The following is a 19445-nucleotide window of genomic DNA, read 5'->3' as shown; positions in this document are numbered from 1 at the left end:
GGCGCGGGGCGGTGCCGGCGTGGACGGCCACGTCGCGCGCCGCTTCACGGCAGCGCCAGCCGGAACACCTTCTTCCACGCGGAGCCCACCTGCCGCAGCAGCGGGCCGGTCGTGTACGGCAGGCCGTAGCGGGCGCAGATCTCACGGACCTGGGGCGCCACCTCGGCGTACCGGCTGGACGGCAGGTCCGGGAACAGGTGGTGCTCCACCTGGTGGGAGAGGTTGCCGGTCATGAAGTGCATCAGCTTCGAGCCGGAGATGTTCGCGGAGCCGATCATCTGCCGCACGTACCAGTCGCCGCGGGTCTCGCCGTCCACCATCTCCTCGGAGAACGTCTCCGCACCCTCCGGGAAGTGCCCGCAGAAGATGACCGAGTGCGCCCAGATGTTGCGCAGGCCGTTGGCCAGCAGCGTGCCCGCGAGCGTGGCCTTGCCCGAGCCGGTCAGCACCTCGGCGACGGCCGGCGTGGCCACGTAGTCCTTCGCGAACTGCCGGGCCGCCTTGACACCCACGGAGCGCAGATCCGTCATCAGCTCCTCGCGGGACTTCTCGCGGGCCTTCACGCGGTCCAGCTCGAGGTCGTAGAGGGCGATGCCCCACTCGAAGATCGGGGCGAGGCCCGCGTTGATCACCGGGTTGAGCAGGTGGCGGGGCCGCCACGGCTCGGACTCGTCCATGCGCAGGACGTTGTAGCCCACGTCGCGGTCCTTGCCCACCACGTTGGTCCAGCGGTGGTGCAGGTCGTTGTGGGTGTTCTGCCACGCCCGCGACGGCGTCACGAAGTCCCACTCCCACGTGGTGGAGTGGATGTCCGGGTCGCGCATCCAGTCCCACTGGCCGTGGAGCACGTTGTGCCCGATCTCCATGTTCTCCACGATCTTCGCGACCGTGAGCATGGCCGTGCCCGCCACGAACGCGGCGGGGTGTCGTGCGTTGAGCAGGAGGGCGCGGCCGCCGAGCTCGAGCCGGCGTTGCCAGCGGATGACGCGGCGGATGTAGGCCGCGTCGGAGGCGCCGCGGCGGGAGAGCACGTCGTCGCGGATCGCGTCCAGCTCCCGGCCCAGCTCGGCCACCTGCGCGTCCGTCAGGTGGGCGGCGCCGGGCGGGCGCACCGCCGGGCTCCCGACGACGCCCGGCAGCCCCGGCGTCGCGGTGGCGGTGGTGGGGCGGGACTCGGGGGTGTGCGGAGCCCAGCTCGTGGTGTCGGGGCGGTCCTGTGGCAGGACCCGGGCGGCGCGGCCGCGCACGGTGGTGCCGGGGATGGCCAGGGCCAGATCGTCCGGGGCGGTGGCGCCGGTGCGGCTGGGGGTGGTGGGGGTCTGGGTCATGCGGTGCTCCTGGGGACGGGAGGCGGGGGATGGTCGGGGAGGCCCGGGTCGCGGGCCGGGCGTCAGGTTCAGAGGTCGAGGCTCAGCGGGCCGGCGGCGGCGCTCACGCAGGTCTGGACCAGCTCGCCGGGCTCGCCGTGCACCTGCCCGGTCCGCAGGTCCGTGACCTGGCCCGAGCGCAGCGGCGTGAGGCACGCGTGGCAGATGCCCATGCGGCAGCCGGCGGGCGCGGCGACGCCGGCCTCCTCGGCCACCACGAGCAGCGGCACGTCGCCGGGAGCGTCCACTTCGACGTCGGCGTGCTCGAACACCACGCGGCCGCCGGCCCCCGCCACGCCCGGGGCGAAGTCGGCCTGGAACCGCTCGATGGTGAGGTCCGCGGCCGCCTCGCGCCGCCACAGGGCCTCGGCGTCGTCGAGGAACCCGGCCGGCCCGCACGCGTAGGCGGCGCGCTCGCGCCAGTCGGGGCAGACGCCTTCGAGCTGCGCGGGGGAGGAGAGGTCGAGGCGGCCCGCCTCCGCGGTGTGGTGGTGCACCACGCGCAGGCCCGGGAACTGGTCGGCCAGCTCGGCCAGCTCCTCGCGGAACAGGGCGTCCTCGGGGGTGCGGGAGGAGTGGATGAGCACGACGTCGGCATCCCGGCGCGCCGGCACGAGCGTGCGGATCATGGACATCACCGGGGTCAGGCCCGAGCCGGCGGTGAGCATGAGCAGCGGGCGCGGCTCATCCGGCAGGGTGAAGTCGCCCTCGGGGATGTCGAGGAAGAGGACGTCGCCGGGCTTCGTGTGGCGCACGAGCGTGCCGGAGACGAGGCCGATGTCGGACACCGTGATCTCCGGGTCCGCGCCCGCGGGTGCGGAGAGCGAGTAGGAGCGCCACTGCCGCACCCCGTCCACGTCGACGCCGACGCGTGCCCACTGGCCGGCGTCGTGGGCCCGCCAACCCGGTCCGGGGCGGAACGCGATGGTGGCGGCGCCGGGCGTCGCGCGGGTGACGGAGGTGACCACCCCGCGCAGTTGGCGGGAGGAGTGCACGGGGTCGAGCAGGCCGAGGACATCCTGCGGCGTGAGCGGGTGCAGGAGCGTCGACGCCAGACGGGAGAACAGAGACGGGCCGACCATGGCTCCAGTCTATGGCTCGGCATGCCGCAGTTCTTCGTCTTCAGCGTACGATCTGGGCCATCACTTCATCGCGAGGAGACAAGATTGAGTGTGACGCAGACCACCCCCGCCCCCGACTGGCGCCCGCCCTGGCAGTCCCTCCCCGACGACCTCGCGGAGCGCCTGGCCCCGGCGATCCCCGGGATCATGGAGCGCATCATCGAGACGGTCCCGGACCAGATCCCCGCCTACGCGGCGGCGCGCGACGGCCACTACGGCAAGAACCTCACCGCCGGCGTGACCACCGCCCTCGAGCAGCTGATGAGCCTGCCCGGCACCACCCGCCCGGCCCTGAACAGCGAGTCCCGCGTCCTCATGGCCCGCCTGGGGGCCGGCGAGTTCCGCGAGGGGCGCTCCATGGACGCCCTGCTCGGCGCGTACCGCACCTCCGCGCGGATCGTGTTCCGCGAGCTCTCCGCCGAGTGCGCGCGCCTGGGCCTGGAGATGTCCGTGGTGATCGAGCTGGGCGAGTCCATCTGGGCGTACATCGACGAGCTCTCCTCCGTCAGCGCCCAGGCGTACGCGGAGGCGCAGTCCGCCCAGGCGGGCGTGCTCGAGCTGCACCGCGCCGCCCTCGCCACCGCCCTGGTCCGGGGCGGGACCGAGGAGAAGGAGGTGCAACGGCTGGCCGCGCTCGCGGACTGGCGGCTGCCGCGCCGGCTGGCGGTGGTGGTGCTGCCCGCGGACGCCGGCGTCGCCGTCCGGGAGAGGCTGGGCCGGGCCGGGCTCGTGGTGGAGCGGGACTCGGAGGTGGTCGCCGTGATCGACGCGACGCCCTCCCAGGGCCGCCGCGAGCGCATGCTGCGCCTGCTGGCGGGGACGGCCGCCGTCGTCGGGCCGGCCGTGGACTGGCCGCTCGTGCCCCACTCCTACCGGGTGGCCCGCACGCTGGCCGTCCAGGAGGCGGCGGGCCGGACGGCGGAGCCCGCGCAGGGGGAGGACGACGACGGCGCCCCGTCCCCGATCCTCGCCGCGGACCACCTGGCGCGCGTGGTGCTGGGGGCCGAGCCGCGCGTCGTGACGCAGCTGGCCGAACGCGTGCTGGCGCCCCTGGACGAGGTGAGCGAGGCGAAGCGGGCGGTGCTGGAGGAGACCCTGCTCGCCTGGCTCACGCACTGGGGCCAGCGGGCGCCGATCGCCGCGGAGCTCGGCGTGCACCCCCAGACCGTGGGGTACCGGGTGGGCCGGCTGCGCGAGCTGTTCGGGGAGGCCCTCGAGGACCCCGACGCGCGGTTCGACCTGGAGATCGTGCTGCGGGCGCGGCGGGACGGGGTCGGGTGAGCGGGGCGGCAGGGGGTGCCGTCTGACGGGGGCCTTCACTAGCGTGGGTGGACCACGCATCCCGACGAGGGACCCCGACGAGAGAAGAGGGACAGTGCCATGACGAACGCCCCGAACCGCGACGAGCTCCCCCTGCCGGACTACGACCACATCCCCAACGGCACGCTGCCGACCCGGATCACCGGCCTCGACGAGTCGCAGGTGGAGCAGCTGCTCGCCTACGAGCGCGCCCACGGCGACCGCCTGCCCGTGGTGCAGGTCCTCGAGACGCGGCTCGAGGCGCTGCGCTCCGGCGCCCAGCCCTCCGGCGATCAGGTGCCGGACACCCCGGAGGTCGGCGGCTCCCGCACCGGCTCGCCCGTGACCCCGGAGACGAGCGGCCCGCCCGTGGAGCCCCTGAGCCGCGGCATCCCGGCCGACCCGCAGCACCCCGGCAACCGCTGAGCCGGCCGGGCGTCGCCTGACAGGGCGGCCCCCCGCGGAACGCGGCCACGACGCCCCGTCTCCTTCCTGTGAGAGGCGACGCGTCGTGGCCGCCTCGCGTTCCGGGCGATCCCGCGGTCCGGCCACGGAGCGCCTGCGAGGGTCCCCGTAGCGTGTTTGTGAGCTGGGTTATATTTCGACACAGCTGCGGCGGGCCTTCGGGCGCTGACGTGCGAGGCTGCCGGATTCCCGGCTGTCCGGCTCCTACTCACGGATGGGTGAAACGGCATGACTGAATTCGAGGACAAGCTTGCGCAAGTGGCTCGGCGAGCCCGCGACTACGCAAGCTCCCTGGACACGGAAGAGGCGACGAAGAACGCGCTCGTCATGCCATTCATCTCGCAGGTGTTGGGCTACGACGTGTTCGATCCCCAGGAGGTCGTCCCGGAGTTCGTCGCAGATCTGGGCCTGAAGAAGGGGGAGAAGATCGACTACGCCATCATGCGGGAGGGGAAGGTCAACATCCTCGTGGAGGCCAAGAAGGTCGGCTCGGAGCTGTCCCTGGCGCACGCGAGCCAGCTGGTGCGCTACTTCCACACCAGTGAAGCGCGGATCGGCGTGCTCACCAACGGGCGGGTGTGGAACTTCTACACGGACCTCGACAAGGCCAACATCCTCGACGAGCGTCCGTTCCTCGTCCTCGATCTTCTGGACATCGACCCGGTCACCGTGCCGAAGCTCGAGCAGCTGGCGAAGGGATCCTTCGATCTCGACTCGGTCATCGCCGCAGCCGAGGAGCTGAAGTACGTATCGGCCATCAAGCGCGAGATTTCTGCCGAGATGGCTGCGCCGAGCGATGAGTTGGTGAAGGTCCTCGCCAAGCGCGTGTACTCCGGGTACATGAACGCCAAGGCGGTGGAGACCTTCACCCGGCTCACCGAGGAGGCTGCGCGCCAGTACATCAACGATCGCGTCAACGCGCGGCTGAAGACTGCCCTGGGCGACCAGGTCGCTCCGGTACTGGCGGCTCCCGCTGAACCCGTGGCCACCGGCGATCAGACGGTCCTGTCCGACGAGGAGAACGGTCAGGAGGGCCAGCTCAAGCCGGGCGTGGTGACGACCGAAGAGGAGATCGAGGGTTTCCGCATCATCAAGGCGATTCTCGCCGGAATCGTGCCGATGAACCGCGTCTACATGCGCGACGCAGCCTCGTACTGCAGCGTCATCCTGGACGACAACAATCGGAAGCCGATCGCGCGCCTTCACTTCGACGGGAAGGTGAAATATCTGGTGCTGTTCGATGCGGACAAGAACAGGACGCGGGCCGACCTCGAGAACTTGGAGGACATCTACGAATCCGCCGAGGCACTGCGGAGCGTCGTCAGCTCCTACGTCGGGGCCTGAGCGGACTCTGACCCGCCTACTGACCGGATCCGGCCCGCGGGCGGGCAGGACTGTGCCCCGCCGCCGTCGATGCGCCACCCTGGTGCGCACGCCCCGGTGGGACAGACCCGCCGGGCGCCGACCCGAGAGGACGTCATGACCCATCACGAGCGCGACGACCGCCAGGCCCTGGCCGCCGGCGAGACCTACCTGATCCACGTGCTGGAGACCTCCGACCCGCCCGGCAACCCGGACCACTACCGGATCACGGACGCGGTCGAGGCCCACCACGCGTCCACCGGCTCCTACGACGTCGAGGCCGGCGGCCTGGACGCCGCCCGCGAGCTGCTCGCCCGCCACGCCAAGTGAGCGACCGGGGCTGAGACGTCCGGCCGGGCCGCGCCTCACGCGCCCGGCCGGAGCCTCATCCCCAGCACGGTGCGCGCCTCGAGCCCCAGAGCCGCGCGGGCCTCGGGCGCGCCGGTGCGGTCCTCGCCCACCACGGTCATCCCGATCCGCTCGGCCACCCGGCGCGAGGCCGTGTTCTCCGGGTGGATGATCGCCACGAGCTCGTGGTGCCCCAGCACGTCCCGGGCGTGGTCCCGGCAGGCGGCGGCCGCTTCGGTGGCGTAGCCGCGCCCCCACAGGTCGGCCCGCACGTGGTAGCCGACCTCCAGGCGAGGCTCCCCGTTGACCTCCTGCCACGTCAGGCCGCAGTCGCCCACGAAGCCGGACCCGCCGTCGTCGTGGGTCTCGATGATCCACAGCCCGTGCCCGTCCTGCGCGTACCGGCGCCGGTTGCCCGCGATCCACGCCGCCGCCTCCGCGCGCGTGCGCGGGGCGGGGTAGAAGCGCATCACCACGGGATCGGCGAGGAGGCCGGCCAGGTGGTCGAGGTCGGCGTCGGCCATCTCGCGGAAGCGCAGACGGGCGGTGGGGGCGGGCGGCATGCGCCCAGGCTAGCGGCGGGCGGATGCGCCCCGCCTCTTGTCTGCGCGGGGCCGGGCTGGTCGACTGTGCCCATGCCGCATTCCCTCTCCCTGCGCCCGTTGCGGGTGGATGACGCCGAGGCCATGGCCGCGGTCCTCGCCGACCCGGACCTGTACACGTACACCGGCGGGACGCCGCCGGGCGAGGAGGAGCTGCGGCAGCGGTACGCGATCCTCGCGCGCGGTCGCTCCGAGGACGGCGCGGAGGACTGGGCCAACTGGATCGTGGTGCTGGAGCCGGAGGGCCGGCCGGTCGGCTACGTCCAGGCCACCATCCCCGTGGACGGGGGACCCACGCAGATCGCCTGGCTGATCGGCACGCCGTGGCAGGGCCGCGGGCTGGCGAAGGAGGCCGCCGGCCTCCTCAAGGGCGAGCTGCGGGACCGGGGGGTGCGGCGCCTCGTGGCGGATGTCCACCCCGAGCACACGGCCTCCCAGCGGGTCGCCCAGGCGATCGGCCTGGCGCCGACGGACGAGGTCGTGGACGGGGAGGTCCGCTGGGCCGGGTCCGTGGACGACGGCGGCGGCCCGGTCACCGGCTGAGGCCGCGGCGCCGCTCCGGGTAGGAGCCGCCGAGCTCCACGCCCCGCTCGGCCAGGTAGGCCTCCGGGTCCACCGGCTCGCCGTCCACGCGCAGCTCCAGGTGCAGGTGCACGCCGGTGGCGGCGCCGGTCTGCCCGACGCCGGCCAGGTGGTCCCCGGCGGAGACGCGCTGGCCCGCGTCCACCACGGTGGAGTCCGGGGCGGCGTGCAGGTAGCGCCACACGTGGCCGTCCCCGGCGTCCACGGCGAGCAGGTTGCCGCCCGCGTCCCCGCCGGCCTCCACGAATAGGACTCGGCCGTCGGACACCGAGTGGAAGGGCGTGCCCTCCGGCACCCCGCCGAGGTCCACGCCGTCGTGGCGGGTCAGGGCCTCCTCGGACACCCCCGAGGGCACCACGCCCTCGCCGAACGGGTTGGGGCGGGGCCCGAAGCGGGAGGTCACGCGGCCCTGCACGGGCTCGGCGTACCCCTGCGTGTTCACCGTGGGCGGGGCGGGGGTGAAGCCGCCGTTCCAGCGCCGCCGCTCGGCGCCCGCGCCGGCGTCGTCCCGGCCGGCCGGACCGAACGCGAGGACCAGCGCCAGGACGGTCGCGATCAGGGCCAGCGCCCCCACTGCGGCCAGCACGCCCCCGGCCACCCCGCTGCCCGGGGAGCCGGCGCCGGGGGTCGGGGTGGTCATCCCCTCAGTCTGTCATGCAGGGTCGGGACGGCCTCGGCCTTCGCCCACGGCATCCCGGCCCGCCACCAGCTCCCGCCCGCGCTCGTAGTCCTCGTCCGCGTTGTAGGTCAGCACGCCCACCACGCGGTCCTGCGCGTCCGTGTACCAGAGAGTGAACCCGCCGGTGCGCTCCACCATGCGGGCCTGCTCGTGGCCGTCGCCCCACGCGGCGTGCTTGAGCGTGTGCTCGCCGATGGTGCTCCAGAACCCGGGCACGGCCTCCCACCGCCGCAGGGACTCCGGGTCCGCCGTCGCCGCGTGGGCCAGCACGGAGGCCTGGCCGGCGCCGCCCGGCACGCCGACCTCGGTGCGGGCCGCGTTGTGCCCGGCGACCTCGCCCATGCCGAGGGCGTCGCCCCAGTGCTCCACGGGGATCGGCCGGCCGGCCACGGCGTGGTGGGCGCGGGCCACGTCCCCGGCCACCCACACGCCCGGCGCCGCCGCCAGGTGCTCGTCCGCCACGATCCGCCCCTCGTGCATGGTCAGCTCGGAGTCCTCGAGCCACCCGCCCCCCGGCTCGACCCCCACCGCGGCGAGGATCAGGTCCGGGGCGAGCGTGGCGCCGTCGTCGAGGTGGACGGTGCGCGGGGCGCGCACCTGCCTCACCCGCACGCCCGTGCGCAGCGTGACGCCCGCGCCCGTCAGCCACTCGGCGATCCGCTCGCCCGCGGCGCGGCCCAGCCGTCTCTGCTGCGGCACCTCGTCCGGGGTGACCAGGGTGGTCTCCACCCCGCGCAGCGCCAGCGAGGCCGCCGCCTCGCAGCCGATGAACCCGGACCCCACCACGACGGCGGAGCGCGCGTGCCCGGCCGACGTCACCAGGCGGCGGGCGTCGGCGAAGGAGCGCAGCAGGTGCACCTCGGCGTCGGCCTCGACGTCCGGCAGGGGGACCGGACGGGCGCCCAGGGCCAGGATGAGCCGCTCGAAGCGGATCGGCTCCTCGGCGGCCCACAGCGTCCGCGCGCCCAGGTCCGCACGGGTGACGGTCACGCCCCGGCGCAGCTCGACGGCGTCCGGCAGCTCGTCCAGCACCGTCGGCTCCGGTTCGGCGGTGCCGCGCAGCACCTCCTTGGACAGCGGCGGGCGCTCGTAGGGGTGGTCCACGTCCGAGGTGAGCATGAGGACGGGGCCGGGTCCCCCGGCGTCGACGTAGGCGCGGGCGGCGCTGACGCCGGCGGGGCCGCTGCCCACGATCACGAGCGGGTACGGGGTGGAGCTGTGCTGGGCCATGGGGCCAGCATGCGCACCCGTCACGGGCGGGCGCCAGGGCCGACGGACACCCCGGCTCCGGCATACTGCCCGCATGGACCCCTCCCTGGTGTGGCTGCCGGCCGTCGTCGCGCTGGCCGCCATCACCGTGGGCGGCACGCTCCAGCGGGTGAGCGGAATGGGCGTCGGCATGATCGCCGCACCCACGCTGTCCCTGCTCCTGGGCCCGGTGGCGGGGGTGACGCTGTCCAACGTGGCCGCCTCGGTGTCCGCGGTGCTGCTGTTCGCGGTGCTCCACAGGCACGTGGACTGGCCGCGCTTCGTCCGCCTCGCGCCCCTGCTCGTGGCCGGCTCGTTCGCGGGGGCGTGGGCGGTGCGGGTCCTGGACGCCCACGCCCTCGAGATCCTCCTGGGGTCCTCCGTGCTGGTGGCCGTGGCCGCCGTCCTGGGCCTGCAGCAGCGCTTCACCGCGCAGGGCGACGGGGCCGTGTTCGTCTCCGGCGCCGTGGCGGGGTTCATGAACACCACCGCGGGCATCGCCGGGCCGGCGCTCGCGGTCTACGCGGTGGCGAGCCGGTGGGACCAGCGCTCGTGGGCGGCCACCCTCCAGCCCGTGTTCCTGCTGGCCAATCTCACCTCGCTGGTCACCAAGTCGCTGTTCGGCGCGGCCGTGCCCGCGGGGCTGCACGTGCCGTGGCCGGTGTGGGTCGCCGTGGTGGCGGGCGGTCCGCTGGGTGTGCTGCTCGGTTCGGTGGTGGCCCGCCGGGTGGACCCCGCGAAGGCGCGCGTCCTCGCGATCTGCCTCGCCGGCGTCGGGGGCACGGTGGCGCTGGTGCGCGGTGTGGCCGGCACCCTGGGCTGAGGCGGGGCCGGCGCGCAGGCGTCAGGGCAGGAGGGACCGCACGGCCGCGGCCAGCGTGGCCCGCACGTCGTCCACCGTCAGGTCCTCCGGGGCCAGGTGCCGCTCGACCGACAGCGTGTGCACGAGCATCAGGAGCATGGCCGCGGTGTGCGTGACCTGCTCGTCCGGGACGTCGGCCAGCACGCGGTGCTCACGCAGCAGGCCGGCCAGGAAGTCCCGCCGCCGGACGGTGAGCGTCCGGTAGGCTCTCCCCACGGCGGGCTCGCGCAGGCCCACGGCCTGGAACTCGTGGAGGAGCAGGGGCCAGGAGCCCGTGGTCTCGAGCACGACGTCGGCCAGGGCCTCCGCCACGCGGGCCACCAGGTCCTCGCGCGGCAGGTCGGGGTCGTCCAGGGCGTCGGCGACGCCGTCCATGGCTCGGGTGGTCGCCCGCTCGAACTGGACGGTGCAGGCGGCGGCGAAGAGGTCCGGCTTCCCCGCGAAACCGGAATAGACGGCGCCCTTCGTGTAGCCGGCCTCCGCCGCGATGCGGGCGAGGGAGGAGCGCGCGTAGCCCTCCCGTCCGAACACCCGGGCCGCGTGGTCGAGGATGGCCGCGCGGACATCCTCGCGGCGGGGTCGGGTGGCCATGTTGCCCTCTCGATGCCGATGGTATTGAATACCGATGGTATTGAATCCGCCTCGACTCGGCAAAGAGGGCCTATGTCTTCCACTCCCACCGACGCCGATCACCATGGCCCCGGGCCCGCCCCCGTCCCGGCGCACCTCGACGACCTCCCGCCTGCCACCCTCGTGGCGCGCGGTCTGACCCTGCGCGGCGGTCGCGGGCCGGTGTTCGGCCCCCTCGACCTGGTGCTGCCCCCGCAGACCCACCTGGCCGTGCTCGGAACCCAGGGCTCGGGCCGCTCGGCCCTGCTGCTCGCCCTCACGGGGCGCATGCAGGGCGTGCGGGGCGAGCTCGTGCTCACCGGCGGCCCCGTGGACGTCGCCCTGGACGGGCCGGAGCGGCCCGCCGCCCGCGCGTACCGGCCCCCGATCGACGCCGCGCGCCACCCGCACGCCCTCCGTGCCCGCACCGCCGTCGCCCACACCACCGACGTGGTGGAGCTCGAGCCGGCGCTGACCGCGGCCGAGGTCGTGGACGAGCGCTGCCTCGCCGACGGCGTGCGCCGCCGCGTCGGCCGCGCGCGCTTCGCCCTCCTCGCGGACGCGGTGCGGCTGAGCGTGGCGCCGGAGGCCGTCGTCGGGGAGCTGCCTGCACCCGAGCGCGCGCTGCTGGCCGCCGTCGTCGCCTGCCTGCGCCCGGCCCGCCTCGTCACCTTCGACGACGTGGACGCCACCCTGACCCTCGATGAGCTGGCCGCGCTCCACGCGGCCCTGGACGTCCTCAAGGACCACGGCCACCCGTTCGCGGTGAGCGCCGTGGCCTCCGCGCCCGTGCCGCGCGACGCCGTCGTCCTCACCCTGCCCCCCGTCCGGGAGAACTGATGCTGTTCCGCTACGAGCTGCGACGCTTCCGCCGTGGCCTGCCCCTGCTCGCCCTGCTGTTCATCTTCCTCGTCCCCGCCATCTACGGCGCCCTGTACCTGTCCGCGAACTGGGACCCCTACGGGGCCATGGACCGTCTGCCGGTGGCGATCGTCAACGAGGACGAGCCCGTCCAGCGCGGTGACACCACGCTGCGCACCGGCGCGGACATGACCGAACGCCTCAAGGACGACCGCGCCTTCGACTGGCGCGAGACCACGCGGGAGGAGGCCGAGGAGGGACTGCGGGAGGGCCGGTACTACCTCGTCCTGGAGATCCCCGCCGAGCTCAGTCGTGACCTCGTCAGCCCCGAGGGCGGCGGGACACCGCGGCAGGCGCAGATCACCCTGCGCCGAGACGACGCCAACGGCTTCGTGATCGGCTCCGTCACGAACGCGAGCCAGGCCAAGGTCGAGGCCGCCGTGAACCGGTCCGCGATCGAGGCGTACTTCGAGTCCGTCTTCTCCAGCCTCGGCGAGCTGCGGTCGGGCATGGTGGACGCCGCCGACGGCGCCGCGCAGCTGGCCGACGGCACGGCCTCCGCGGAGGACGGCGCGAGCCGGCTGGAGGACGGGATCGTCCAGGCCCACGACGGCTCGGGCAAGCTGGCCGAGGGCGCGGGCCAGCTCGCCACGGGTGCGGGTGACCTCGCGGACGGCGCCGCCCAGGCCGACGACGGCGCCCAGCGACTCGCCGAGGGCGCCGCGTCCGCGCAGGACGGGGCCGGGCGCCTGGCCGACGGGCTCGACCAGGCGCGCGAGGGCTCCCAGGCCCTCGCCGACGGCGCCGGGCAGCTCGCCGAGAACGCCCCCGCCCTGCGTCAGGGCGCCACGGACCTCTCCGACGGGCTGGCCCAGCTGCAGACCGGATCGGCCGAGCTCACCGACGGCGCCACGCAGGTGGCCGACGGCACCCAGCAGCTCTACGACACGGTGGTCCCCGGCCTGGACCAGGTGATCGAGCGCCAGGACGCGGTGGCCGCCGACGTCGCCGCGGTGGACGAGGACGTCCAGCGGGTCGCCGAGGTGGCCGGCACGGCCGAGGACGGCGCGGGCGCCCGCATCGCCGACGCGCAGACCGCCCTGGCCGCGCTCGCCGAAGAGGACCCGACGCTCGCCGAGTCCGAGCAGTACGCCGCGCTCCAGGAGGCGCTCACCGGCGCGGACGAGCGGGTGACCGCCGTCGCCGGCCGCGCCGAGGAGGCCGCCGCGACCTCCGCGGCCGCCAACGAGCGCGTCCAGGGCTTCGTCGAGGACGACGTCGCCGCCTCCGCCAAGGCGGATCTGACGGACCTCAACGACGGCGCCCACGCCGTGGCCGCGGGCGCCGAGAAGCTGCAGGGCGGGATCGGTGAGGCGAAGGACGGGGCCGACTCCCTCGCCGACGGCGCCGGGAAGTTCGCGGACGGCCTCGAGCAGCTGGGCTCCGGCGCGACCGAGCTCGACGGCGGCCTGGCCCAGCTCCAGGACGGCGCCGGGGAGCTGCAGTCCGGCCTCGGCGAGCTGACGGACGGGGCGACCACCCTCGCCGAGGGCAACGCCGCGCTCCACGACGGGGCGCTGACCCTGCAGGACGGTGCGGGGCAGCTGGAGTCCGGCGCGACCGAGCTCGACGGCGGCCTGGCCCAGCTCCAGGACGGCGCCGGGGAGCTGCGCGCCGGCCTCGGCACCCTCGACGACGGCGCCCACGAGCTCGCCTCCGGGCTCTCCGACGGCGCCGACCGCGTCCCCGCCCTGACCGAGGACGAGCGGGACGAGGCCGCCCTGGTGATGTCCCGGCCCGTGGAGGCCGTGATGCAGGTGGACAACTCCGCGGAGGTCTACGGCCGCGGCATGGCGCCGATGTTCTTCTCCATCGCCCTGTGGGTGTTCGGCATCGCCGCGTTCAACATCATGCGGCCCATCAGCGGGCGGCTGCTGGCCGGGCGCCGCAACCCGGTGGCGATCGCGCTGGCCGCGTGGCTGCCCGTGGGCATCGTGGCCGTGGGCGGCGGCCTGCTCATGCTCGCCGCGACGCTGCCGCTGGGCCTGGCCCCCGTGCACCCGGTGCGGGCCGTGGCCCTGACGGTGCTCGTGGCCGTGGTGTTCTCCCTCATCGCGCACCTGGTGCAGACGGCGCTCGGCACCCCCGGTTCGGCGCTGCTGCTGGTCCTGCTGGTCCTGCAGCTGGCCTCCACCGGCGGCACCTACCCGGCCGAGGTGCTGCCCGGCTTCTTCCAGGCGCTGCACCCGTTCATGCCGATGAGCTACTCCATCGAGGCGTTCCGCAACGCGATCTCCGGCGGTCCGGACCAGCGCTTCTGGGTGCCGGTGGTCGTGCTGATGGGCATCGGGGCGGCGGCGCTCGCCCTGGACGTGCTCGTGGTGCGGCGCCGGCGCCGGTTCCGCATGAAGGACCTGCACCCCGCGCTGCAGGCCTGAGCGGAGATGACTTCCGCACCCCGCGCCGCCGTCGTCCGTCCGGCCCGCCCCGAGGACGCGCCCGCGATCGCCGCGATCGCCGCGGCCACCTTCCCGGACGCCTCCCCGTCCTCGCTGCCGCGTGCCGCGGTGGAGGCGCACATCGCGTTGCACCTGAGCGAGGCCGCCGTGGCCGCGTGGATCGCGGACCCGGAGCGGATCGTGCTCGTGGGCGCCGCGGCCGACGCCCCGGAGACCCTGCTCGGCTACGCCATGTACGAGACCGCCGCGACCCCCGAGGCACCCGTCACGGAGCGGCTCGGCGACGTGCCGGCCGGCCACCTCTCGAAGCTGTACGTGCTCGCCGAGGGGCGCGGCACCGGGCTGGCCGAGGCCCTCGTGCACGACGGCGTCGAGCGGCTGAGGCGGCTGGGGTTCCGGCACGTGTGGCTCGGCACGAACGCGCAGAACACACGGGCCAACCGGTTCTACGAGCGCCTTGGCTTCGCGACGATCGGGGCGCGGCAGTTCGTGGTCGGCGGGGAGCGCGTCGAGGACGACTGGGTGCGGCTGCTGACGGTGGAGTGAGCCCGCCTCCGCTCAGCAGGCCTCCGGGCCGTCGGGGTCGTCGTCGGGATCGATCCACGCCGACGGGTGGTAGTGCACCGCGGCCAGCCCGTCGTCGTCGGCCAGGTGGGTCTGCGCCTCGGGCACGGAGTCCGTGTTCTGTCCGGCCACCGCCTCCCACGCCCCGGCCTCGGTGCGGCGCACCACGAGCAGCAGGACGCCGGTGCGCTCGCCGGCCTCGTCGCCGTCGGGCGCGGTCTGCCCCGTCATGGTCCACGGCGCGTGCACCACCGCCACGTCCCCGAGCTCGCGCACGCGCACCTGCCCGAGCACGAGCCGGGAGGCCGGGAACATCCAGCGGAAGCCGAGCGCGTGGTTCACCCGGATCTGCCGACGCCGCGTCCACCACACGCCCACCACGTTCACGAAGTCCGCGTCCTCGGCGAACAGGTCGGCGAGCGCGTCGGCGTCGGCGGCGTTCCAGGCGGCCGCGAAGGCCTCGGCCACCGCGGCGGGGCCGGCCGGCCCGGCCGCGACGTCGGCGGTGGGGTCCGCGGGGGACATGACTGCTCCTGGATCGGGGAAGGACGGGTTCAGCGGGCGGGCCCGTAGGCCAGCGTCAGCACGACGGCGGCGAACAGCACCGCCATCACGGCCAGGACCGTGAGCACGGCGCGCAGGGCCGCACGCGCGCGCGGGTCGGCCGGGGGTGGTGCATCCGGACGTCGGGTCACGCTCGCCAGTGTGGCATGCGGCACGGCACGAGGGGCGCGTGCGTCGGCGCGCGTCGAAGGTGCCTCCCAGCCGGGGCTCAGTCGACGCTGAAGCTGCGGATGTGGTTGCCGAACACGAAGCGGTCGAACACGGTCCGCGCCGAGCTCGGGTCGTCCGCGTGACCACTCTGTGCCGTCTGCGGCGGATCGAGCCCCGCCGCTGGCCGGCCTCCCATGCCGCGCCGTTCCCACCTCCGCCCGCCCGCCCGGCAGGGGTGGTCTCGGGCCGGGCGGCCTTGGGATGATGGGTGCCCCCAGAGAAAGGTGCCCGATGCCCCCGCCCGTGCCGCAGCCGACCCGTCGACAGATGCTCCTGGCCGGTTCCGCCCTGCTCGGATCGGGACTGCTGGCCGCCTGCGGGCAGGACGGGGAGGACGCGGCGTCGTCGTCCGTGCCGACCTCGTCCGCGCCCACCTCCGCCGCCCCCGCTGGTCCGCCGCCCGCCGGCGAACCGGTGGCCTGGCCGGACGTGGCCCGGGTTCCGCACCTGTTCTTCCACTCCCTGGTGGTGGACCCGGCGCGCGCCTTCGACGGCGACGACAAGGCCCGCGGCTACCTGGACTTCATGGTCACGGTGGACGAGTTCGACGCCGTCATCCGGCAGGTCTACGAGCGCGGTTACGTGCTGGTCTCCCCGCACGAGCTGTACGAGGTGGGGGAGGACGACGTCGTGCGCCCGAAGACCCTCATGGTCCCCGAGGGCCGGACCCCGCTGATCCTCTCCTTGGACGACTGCTCGTACTACCTCTACATGGACGGCGACGGCTTCGCGGACCGTCTGATCGTGGCCGAGGACGGCCGCGTCCGCAACGAGTACACGGACGCCCAGGGCACCACGCACGTCGGGGCGTTCGACGTCGTCCCGCGTCTGGACGACTTCCTCGCCGAGCACCCGGACTTCAGCCTCAACGGCGCCCGCGGCGTGCTGGCCATGACCGGCTACGACGGCGTGTTCGGTTACCGCACCTCGGCCCGCGAGTTCGGGGACAGCCCCACGTTCGACGCCGACGTCGCGGCCGCCACCGAGGTCGCCGACGCGCTCAAGGACAGCGGCTGGGAGTTCGCCTCCCACACGTGGGGCCACCGGACGGTGCCGAAGCTGACCATGGAGGAGCTCGAGTTCGACATGGGGCACTGGCACGAGGAGGTCGAGCCGATCCTCGGCCCCACGGACATGCTCATCTACCCGTTCGGCGCGGACGTCACCGGCCCCGGCAAGTACACGGAGGACAACGAGCGGTACCGCTACCTCCGCGAGCTCGGCTACCGCTCCTTCTTCCTCGTGGACGGCACCTCCAAGGCGTGGGGCCAGCTCGAGCCCGGCTACTACCGCGGCTCGCGCATCAACGTGGACGGCATCAGCCTCGCCGCGGCCGTCTCGGGCGAGCGGCCCGTGCTGGAGGAGTTCTTCGACCCCCGGTCCGTCCTGGACCCGGCCCGCCCCGAGTCCATCCGCGGCCCGAAGAAGCCGAGCCCGGCGCCGTCGTCGCCCGCCGCGGCCCCGAGAACCCCGCGACCCTGAGGAGAGCACCATGTCCATCCCCGCCACCGAGGTCGAGGCCCGCTGGAACGCGGCCGCCGAGCCGTTCACCGCCGTCGTCCGGGAGGTGCGGGACTGGGACGCCGCCACCCCGTGTGAGGGCTGGGACGCGCTGGACCTGCTGGACCACGTGATCGCCGGCCAGCGCGACTTCGCCGCCCGCCAGGGCCGGGAGGTGCCCCTCTTCGACGGGTCCCGCCAGCAGCTGGCCACCCAGTGGGCCAAGCACGCCGCCGCCATGTCCGCCCTCGCCGGTGACGAGGAGTTCATCATGCGGCCCATGAAGACCGCGCTCGGGGAGATGCCCGTGGGCGAGGCGTTGATCCGCTTCCACGCGTTCGACGTGATCGTGCACCGTTGGGACCTGGCCCGCTCGCAGGGCGTGGACGCGCGGTTCACGGACGCGGAGATCGACTGCGTGGAGGAGTCGCTGGAACTGTTCGGCGACGCCGCCTACACGCCCGGCATCCTGGGCGAGCCCGTCCCCGTGGCCGACGACGCCGACCGGCAGACCCGCCTGCTCGGTCGCCTGGGCCGTCGGGGCTGAGACCCGGGCAGGACCCGTCCCCGCACCCCAGGAGGCACCGTGAGCGAGTCCACCGGTTTCAGCGCCGCGGAGCAGGCCGCGATCGCCGAGCGCGCGCAGGAGCTGCGCGCCCAGCGCGGCGGCAGGAAGAAGGCCGACGCCCTGCAGGACCTGCTGGTGAAGATCGAGGAGATGCCCGAGCCGGACCGCGCCATGGCGGTGGGGGTGCACCGGATCGTCACGGAGGCGGCCCCGGAGCTCGAACCCCGCACCTGGTACGGCATGCCCGCCTACGCGCGCGGCACGGACGTGCTCGTGTTCCTGCAGGTCAGCAGCAAGTTCGGCGTGCGGTACACAACCCTCGGCTGACGTCCGGCGCAGAGTGGTCACGACACGCCGCGTCGCGCACGCGGAGACGGCGTGTCCTGACCACTCCGCGGGCTTTCCGGCCCCTCCGAGCCCGCCGGCTCCTCCGCGGACCGGGCCGCCCGTCGCCAGTGGCGCACCGCCCACAGGGTCAGACCGCCCACGGTGAGCCAGCCCACCCCGAGCAGCACGCCGTTCACGACGCCCGGGCGCACCGCGAACGCCCCCATCGCCACGAGGGAGAGCTGTCCGGGGATCACGCCGACCGCGGTGGAGCCGGCGAAGATCCCCAGCGGCACGGCGAGCGCGCCCGCCCCGTAGTTCACGGGCCAGTACGGCAGCCCCGGGGCGACGCGCAGGGTCAGCAGGGCGAGGAACCCGGTGTCCTCGAGCCGCCGCTCCACGGTCTCGGCGTGGCGGCCGAGCCAGCGCAGGGCCACCTCGCGCCCGACCGCGCGCGCGATGCCGTACGCCCCGAGCGAGCCCAGCAGGGCTCCGACGACGGACAGCACCGTCCCCTCGATCGCGCCGAAGAGCACACCGGCGGTGACCGCCATGATCGTCACGGGGATGGGGGTGAGCGCCACGGCCGCGTACAGCACGGTGAACGCCAGCCAGCTCCACCAGCCGAAGCCGTCCAGTTGGGCGCGCAGCTCGTCCACACCGGGCAGGCGCACGGTGAGTGCCAGCCACACGAACGCCGCCACCACGAGGACGAGGGCGGCGGTGCGCAGGATCGACACCCCGCGGTGCCCGGTGCGGGCGGGCAGGGTGGAGGCGGCGCCGGAGTCGCGCGGCGGCACGGCGGTGGAGGGCATCGACTCAGGCTACCGGGAGTCGCCCCGCCCCGTTCCGTCAGCATGTCCTCCCCGGTCTGCGGCCACGCCCCGCGCTGCTTCGGTGGATCACACGCGTGTGACTCATCCACACCTGTGGACAACTCTGTGGAGAACCCTGTGCACGCGGCCCGCCGGGTGTGGACGGAGGGGCTCAGACGGTGGACGCGCCGGGCGCGTCGTCACCCGGCCGCGCCTCACCCGGACCCGCGCCATCCGGCCCCGCCGCCGGCTCGTCCTCGAAGGCGGGACCGCCGTCGTCCTCCCAGGCCGCGGCGGCGTCGTCGTCCCTGTCGGTCTCCTGCACCTGGTCATGCAGCCGCTCCATGCGGGTGTCCAGATCCGCGGCCACGCGGGCGGCGGCCACGAGCTCGGTCGCGATGTCCGGGGGCACGCCGCCGTCGAACTTGTAGTTGATCTTGTGCTCGAGCGTGGCCCAGAAGTCCATGGCGCTCGTGCGGAACTGCATCTCCACGGTCACCGGGATCGTGCCGGTGGACAGGTGGATCGGCACCTGCACGAGGCAGTGCAGACTGCGGTAGCCGGAGGGCTTGGGCCGGGAGATGTAGTCCTCCACCTCGAGCACCCGGATGTCCGGCTGCTGCGTGAACTGGCGGAACACGCGGTACACGTCCCGGGCGAAGCTGACGATCACGCGCGCCCCGGCGATGTCCGTGACGTTGGTGCGCAGCGCGTCCAGGTCCAGGGACAGCCCGCGGGCGGAGGCCTTGCGCAGGATCGACTCCGGCGACTTCACCCGCGTGACGATGTGCTCGATGGGGTTGTAGTCGTGCAGGTGTGTGAACTCGTCCCGCAGCACCTCGAGCCGCGCCTCCACCTGGAGCAGGGCCGAGCGGTACTCGAGGTCGAAGCGCTCGACGTCTCGGCGCAGCCGCTCCAGCGCCACGGACGTCGCGGGGGAGAGCTGCGTCAAATCGGATACGGGGGTGCCGCGCAGCGCCTCGACGTCCGCCGAGGGCGCGGGCGCGTCCGGGGAAGGGTCCTGCTCCATGGC

The 19445-nt window shown here is 74.3% G+C and carries 22 protein-coding genes; 12 read left to right on the top strand and 10 right to left on the bottom strand.

What is annotated here, in order from left to right:
• Nucleotides 1–44: 44 nt before the first annotated feature.
• Together DE149_RS07670 and DE149_RS07665 are read right to left on the bottom strand one after the other, a co-directional pair.
• Nucleotides 45–1328, bottom strand: a complete 1284-nt coding sequence (locus DE149_RS07670; RefSeq protein ID WP_113914263.1) for an acyl-CoA desaturase — start codon at nt 1326–1328, stop codon at nt 45–47.
• A 68-nt stretch (nt 1329–1396) separates the two neighbouring features.
• A complete protein-coding gene (locus DE149_RS07665) occupies nt 1397–2449 on the bottom strand; it encodes a ferredoxin reductase (protein WP_113914262.1) in 1053 nt (350 codons plus the stop codon).
• A 90-nt stretch (nt 2450–2539) separates the two neighbouring features.
• On the opposite strand from DE149_RS07665, the gene DE149_RS07660 reads away from it, so the two are divergent.
• From DE149_RS07660 to DE149_RS07645, 4 genes are all read left to right on the top strand, one after another.
• The gene (locus DE149_RS07660) at nt 2540–3769 is read left to right on the top strand and encodes a CdaR family transcriptional regulator (RefSeq protein ID WP_020624876.1); all 1230 of its coding nucleotides are present in this window, start codon (nt 2540–2542) and stop codon (nt 3767–3769) included.
• Between the two features lie 99 nt (nt 3770–3868).
• A complete protein-coding gene (locus DE149_RS07655) occupies nt 3869–4213 on the top strand; it encodes a hypothetical protein (protein WP_010079880.1) in 345 nt (114 codons plus the stop codon).
• A gap of 267 nt (nt 4214–4480) precedes the next feature.
• Nucleotides 4481–5596 (top strand): type I restriction endonuclease, encoded by a 1116-nt coding sequence (locus DE149_RS07650; protein ID WP_036314529.1) that lies wholly within the window; start codon nt 4481–4483, stop codon nt 5594–5596.
• A 135-nt stretch (nt 5597–5731) separates the two neighbouring features.
• Nucleotides 5732–5944: a hypothetical protein gene (locus DE149_RS07645; protein ID WP_010079881.1), complete on the top strand. Its 213-nt coding sequence runs from the start codon at nt 5732–5734 to the stop codon at nt 5942–5944.
• Between the two features lie 35 nt (nt 5945–5979).
• Here the strand turns inward: DE149_RS07645 and DE149_RS07640 are convergent, their stop codons facing one another.
• A complete protein-coding gene (locus tag DE149_RS07640) occupies nt 5980–6525 on the bottom strand; it encodes a GNAT family N-acetyltransferase (protein ID WP_113914261.1) in 546 nt (181 codons plus the stop codon).
• 72 nt (nt 6526–6597) lie between these two features.
• Between DE149_RS07640 and DE149_RS07635 the strand changes: the two genes are divergently transcribed.
• Complete coding sequence (locus tag DE149_RS07635) at nt 6598–7107, top strand: GNAT family N-acetyltransferase (RefSeq protein WP_044659331.1); 510 nt, start codon at nt 6598–6600, stop codon at nt 7105–7107.
• On the opposite strand, the gene DE149_RS07630 is transcribed toward DE149_RS07635, so the two are convergent.
• Together DE149_RS07630 and DE149_RS07625 are read right to left on the bottom strand one after the other, a co-directional pair.
• Nucleotides 7097–7786 carry a M23 family metallopeptidase gene (locus DE149_RS07630; protein WP_020624712.1) on the bottom strand — a complete coding sequence of 230 codons (690 nt, stop codon included), beginning with the start codon at nt 7784–7786 and terminating at the stop codon, nt 7097–7099. The genes DE149_RS07635 and DE149_RS07630 overlap by 11 nt on opposite strands.
• 12 nt (nt 7787–7798) lie before the next feature.
• Nucleotides 7799–9055, bottom strand: coding sequence for an NAD(P)/FAD-dependent oxidoreductase (locus DE149_RS07625; protein WP_113914260.1), 1257 nt, complete (start codon nt 9053–9055; stop codon nt 7799–7801).
• 73 nt (nt 9056–9128) lie between these two features.
• Between DE149_RS07625 and DE149_RS07620 the strand changes: the two genes are divergently transcribed.
• A complete protein-coding gene (locus DE149_RS07620; protein ID WP_113914259.1) occupies nt 9129–9896 on the top strand; it encodes a sulfite exporter TauE/SafE family protein in 768 nt (255 codons plus the stop codon).
• Nucleotides 9897–9917: 21 nt separating this feature from the next.
• Here the strand turns inward: DE149_RS07620 and DE149_RS07615 are convergent, their stop codons facing one another.
• Nucleotides 9918–10526 (bottom strand): TetR/AcrR family transcriptional regulator, encoded by a 609-nt coding sequence (locus DE149_RS07615; protein ID WP_113914258.1) that lies wholly within the window; start codon nt 10524–10526, stop codon nt 9918–9920.
• Between the two features lie 72 nt (nt 10527–10598).
• Between DE149_RS07615 and DE149_RS07610 the strand changes: the two genes are divergently transcribed.
• The 3 genes from DE149_RS07610 to DE149_RS07600 are packed head-to-tail and all read left to right on the top strand — an operon-like array spanning nt 10599 to nt 14410.
• Nucleotides 10599–11384, top strand: coding sequence for an ABC transporter ATP-binding protein (locus DE149_RS07610; protein WP_113914257.1), 786 nt, complete (start codon nt 10599–10601; stop codon nt 11382–11384).
• The gene (locus tag DE149_RS07605) at nt 11384–13843 is read left to right on the top strand and encodes a YhgE/Pip domain-containing protein (RefSeq protein WP_113914256.1); all 2460 of its coding nucleotides are present in this window, start codon (nt 11384–11386) and stop codon (nt 13841–13843) included. Before DE149_RS07610 ends, DE149_RS07605 begins: the two co-directional genes overlap by 1 nt.
• A gap of 6 nt (nt 13844–13849) precedes the next feature.
• Nucleotides 13850–14410 carry a GNAT family N-acetyltransferase gene (locus DE149_RS07600; RefSeq protein ID WP_073117326.1) on the top strand — a complete coding sequence of 187 codons (561 nt, stop codon included), beginning with the start codon at nt 13850–13852 and terminating at the stop codon, nt 14408–14410.
• A 12-nt stretch (nt 14411–14422) separates the two neighbouring features.
• Here DE149_RS07600 and DE149_RS07595 read toward each other — a convergent pair whose 3' ends face one another.
• Both DE149_RS07595 and DE149_RS11710 read right to left on the bottom strand, forming a co-directional pair.
• Nucleotides 14423–14953, bottom strand: a complete 531-nt coding sequence (locus DE149_RS07595; protein WP_078025649.1) for an SgcJ/EcaC family oxidoreductase — start codon at nt 14951–14953, stop codon at nt 14423–14425.
• 29 nt (nt 14954–14982) lie between these two features.
• Nucleotides 14983–15123, bottom strand: a complete 141-nt coding sequence (locus DE149_RS11710; RefSeq protein ID WP_167755872.1) for a hypothetical protein — start codon at nt 15121–15123, stop codon at nt 14983–14985.
• Nucleotides 15124–15433: 310 nt separating this feature from the next.
• On the opposite strand from DE149_RS11710, the gene DE149_RS07590 reads away from it, so the two are divergent.
• Genes DE149_RS07590 through DE149_RS07580 form a run of 3 tightly spaced genes read left to right on the top strand, consistent with a single transcriptional unit; the run spans nt 15434 to nt 17597 of the window.
• Complete coding sequence (locus DE149_RS07590) at nt 15434–16684, top strand: polysaccharide deacetylase family protein (protein WP_078025650.1); 1251 nt, start codon at nt 15434–15436, stop codon at nt 16682–16684.
• Nucleotides 16685–16694: 10 nt separating this feature from the next.
• A complete protein-coding gene (locus DE149_RS07585) occupies nt 16695–17249 on the top strand; it encodes a TIGR03086 family metal-binding protein (protein WP_036339014.1) in 555 nt (184 codons plus the stop codon).
• 39 nt (nt 17250–17288) lie between these two features.
• Nucleotides 17289–17597 (top strand): hypothetical protein, encoded by a 309-nt coding sequence (locus DE149_RS07580; protein WP_049147058.1) that lies wholly within the window; start codon nt 17289–17291, stop codon nt 17595–17597.
• A gap of 17 nt (nt 17598–17614) precedes the next feature.
• Here DE149_RS07580 and DE149_RS07575 read toward each other — a convergent pair whose 3' ends face one another.
• Nucleotides 17615–18412 (bottom strand): TVP38/TMEM64 family protein, encoded by a 798-nt coding sequence (locus DE149_RS07575; RefSeq protein WP_049146992.1) that lies wholly within the window; start codon nt 18410–18412, stop codon nt 17615–17617.
• Between the two features lie 172 nt (nt 18413–18584).
• Nucleotides 18585–19442 carry a GTP pyrophosphokinase family protein gene (locus tag DE149_RS07570; protein WP_049146993.1) on the bottom strand — a complete coding sequence of 286 codons (858 nt, stop codon included), beginning with the start codon at nt 19440–19442 and terminating at the stop codon, nt 18585–18587.
• Nucleotides 19443–19445 lie beyond the last annotated feature (3 nt).

The sequence above is a fragment of the Micrococcus sp. KT16 genome (assembly GCF_003315015.1).
Classification (GTDB): Bacteria; Actinomycetota; Actinomycetes; order Actinomycetales; family Micrococcaceae; genus Micrococcus; species Micrococcus luteus.
This window is presented reverse-complemented; position numbering and strand designations above follow the sequence as displayed.

Coding starts and splice junctions, on each gene's coding strand:
- DE149_RS07670 (WP_113914263.1), bottom strand. CDS start 1,328: ATGACCCAGACCCCCACCACCCCCAGCCGCACCGGCGCCACCGCCCCG.
- DE149_RS07665 (WP_113914262.1), bottom strand. CDS start 2,449: ATGGTCGGCCCGTCTCTGTTCTCCCGTCTGGCGTCGACGCTCCTGCAC.
- DE149_RS07655 (WP_010079880.1), top strand. CDS start 3,869: ATGACGAACGCCCCGAACCGCGACGAGCTCCCCCTGCCGGACTACGAC.
- DE149_RS07650 (WP_036314529.1), top strand. CDS start 4,481: ATGACTGAATTCGAGGACAAGCTTGCGCAAGTGGCTCGGCGAGCCCGC.
- DE149_RS07645 (WP_010079881.1), top strand. CDS start 5,732: ATGACCCATCACGAGCGCGACGACCGCCAGGCCCTGGCCGCCGGCGAG.
- DE149_RS07640 (WP_113914261.1), bottom strand. CDS start 6,525: ATGCCGCCCGCCCCCACCGCCCGTCTGCGCTTCCGCGAGATGGCCGAC.
- DE149_RS07635 (WP_044659331.1), top strand. CDS start 6,598: ATGCCGCATTCCCTCTCCCTGCGCCCGTTGCGGGTGGATGACGCCGAG.
- DE149_RS07630 (WP_020624712.1), bottom strand. CDS start 7,786: ATGACCACCCCGACCCCCGGCGCCGGCTCCCCGGGCAGCGGGGTGGCC.
- DE149_RS07625 (WP_113914260.1), bottom strand. CDS start 9,055: ATGGCCCAGCACAGCTCCACCCCGTACCCGCTCGTGATCGTGGGCAGC.
- DE149_RS07620 (WP_113914259.1), top strand. CDS start 9,129: ATGGACCCCTCCCTGGTGTGGCTGCCGGCCGTCGTCGCGCTGGCCGCC.
- DE149_RS07615 (WP_113914258.1), bottom strand. CDS start 10,526: ATGGCCACCCGACCCCGCCGCGAGGATGTCCGCGCGGCCATCCTCGAC.
- DE149_RS07610 (WP_113914257.1), top strand. CDS start 10,599: ATGTCTTCCACTCCCACCGACGCCGATCACCATGGCCCCGGGCCCGCC.
- DE149_RS07605 (WP_113914256.1), top strand. CDS start 11,384: ATGCTGTTCCGCTACGAGCTGCGACGCTTCCGCCGTGGCCTGCCCCTG.
- DE149_RS07600 (WP_073117326.1), top strand. CDS start 13,850: ATGACTTCCGCACCCCGCGCCGCCGTCGTCCGTCCGGCCCGCCCCGAG.
- DE149_RS07595 (WP_078025649.1), bottom strand. CDS start 14,953: ATGTCCCCCGCGGACCCCACCGCCGACGTCGCGGCCGGGCCGGCCGGC.
- DE149_RS07590 (WP_078025650.1), top strand. CDS start 15,434: ATGCCCCCGCCCGTGCCGCAGCCGACCCGTCGACAGATGCTCCTGGCC.
- DE149_RS07585 (WP_036339014.1), top strand. CDS start 16,695: ATGTCCATCCCCGCCACCGAGGTCGAGGCCCGCTGGAACGCGGCCGCC.
- DE149_RS07575 (WP_049146992.1), bottom strand. CDS start 18,412: ATGCCCTCCACCGCCGTGCCGCCGCGCGACTCCGGCGCCGCCTCCACC.
- DE149_RS07570 (WP_049146993.1), bottom strand. CDS start 19,442: ATGGAGCAGGACCCTTCCCCGGACGCGCCCGCGCCCTCGGCGGACGTC.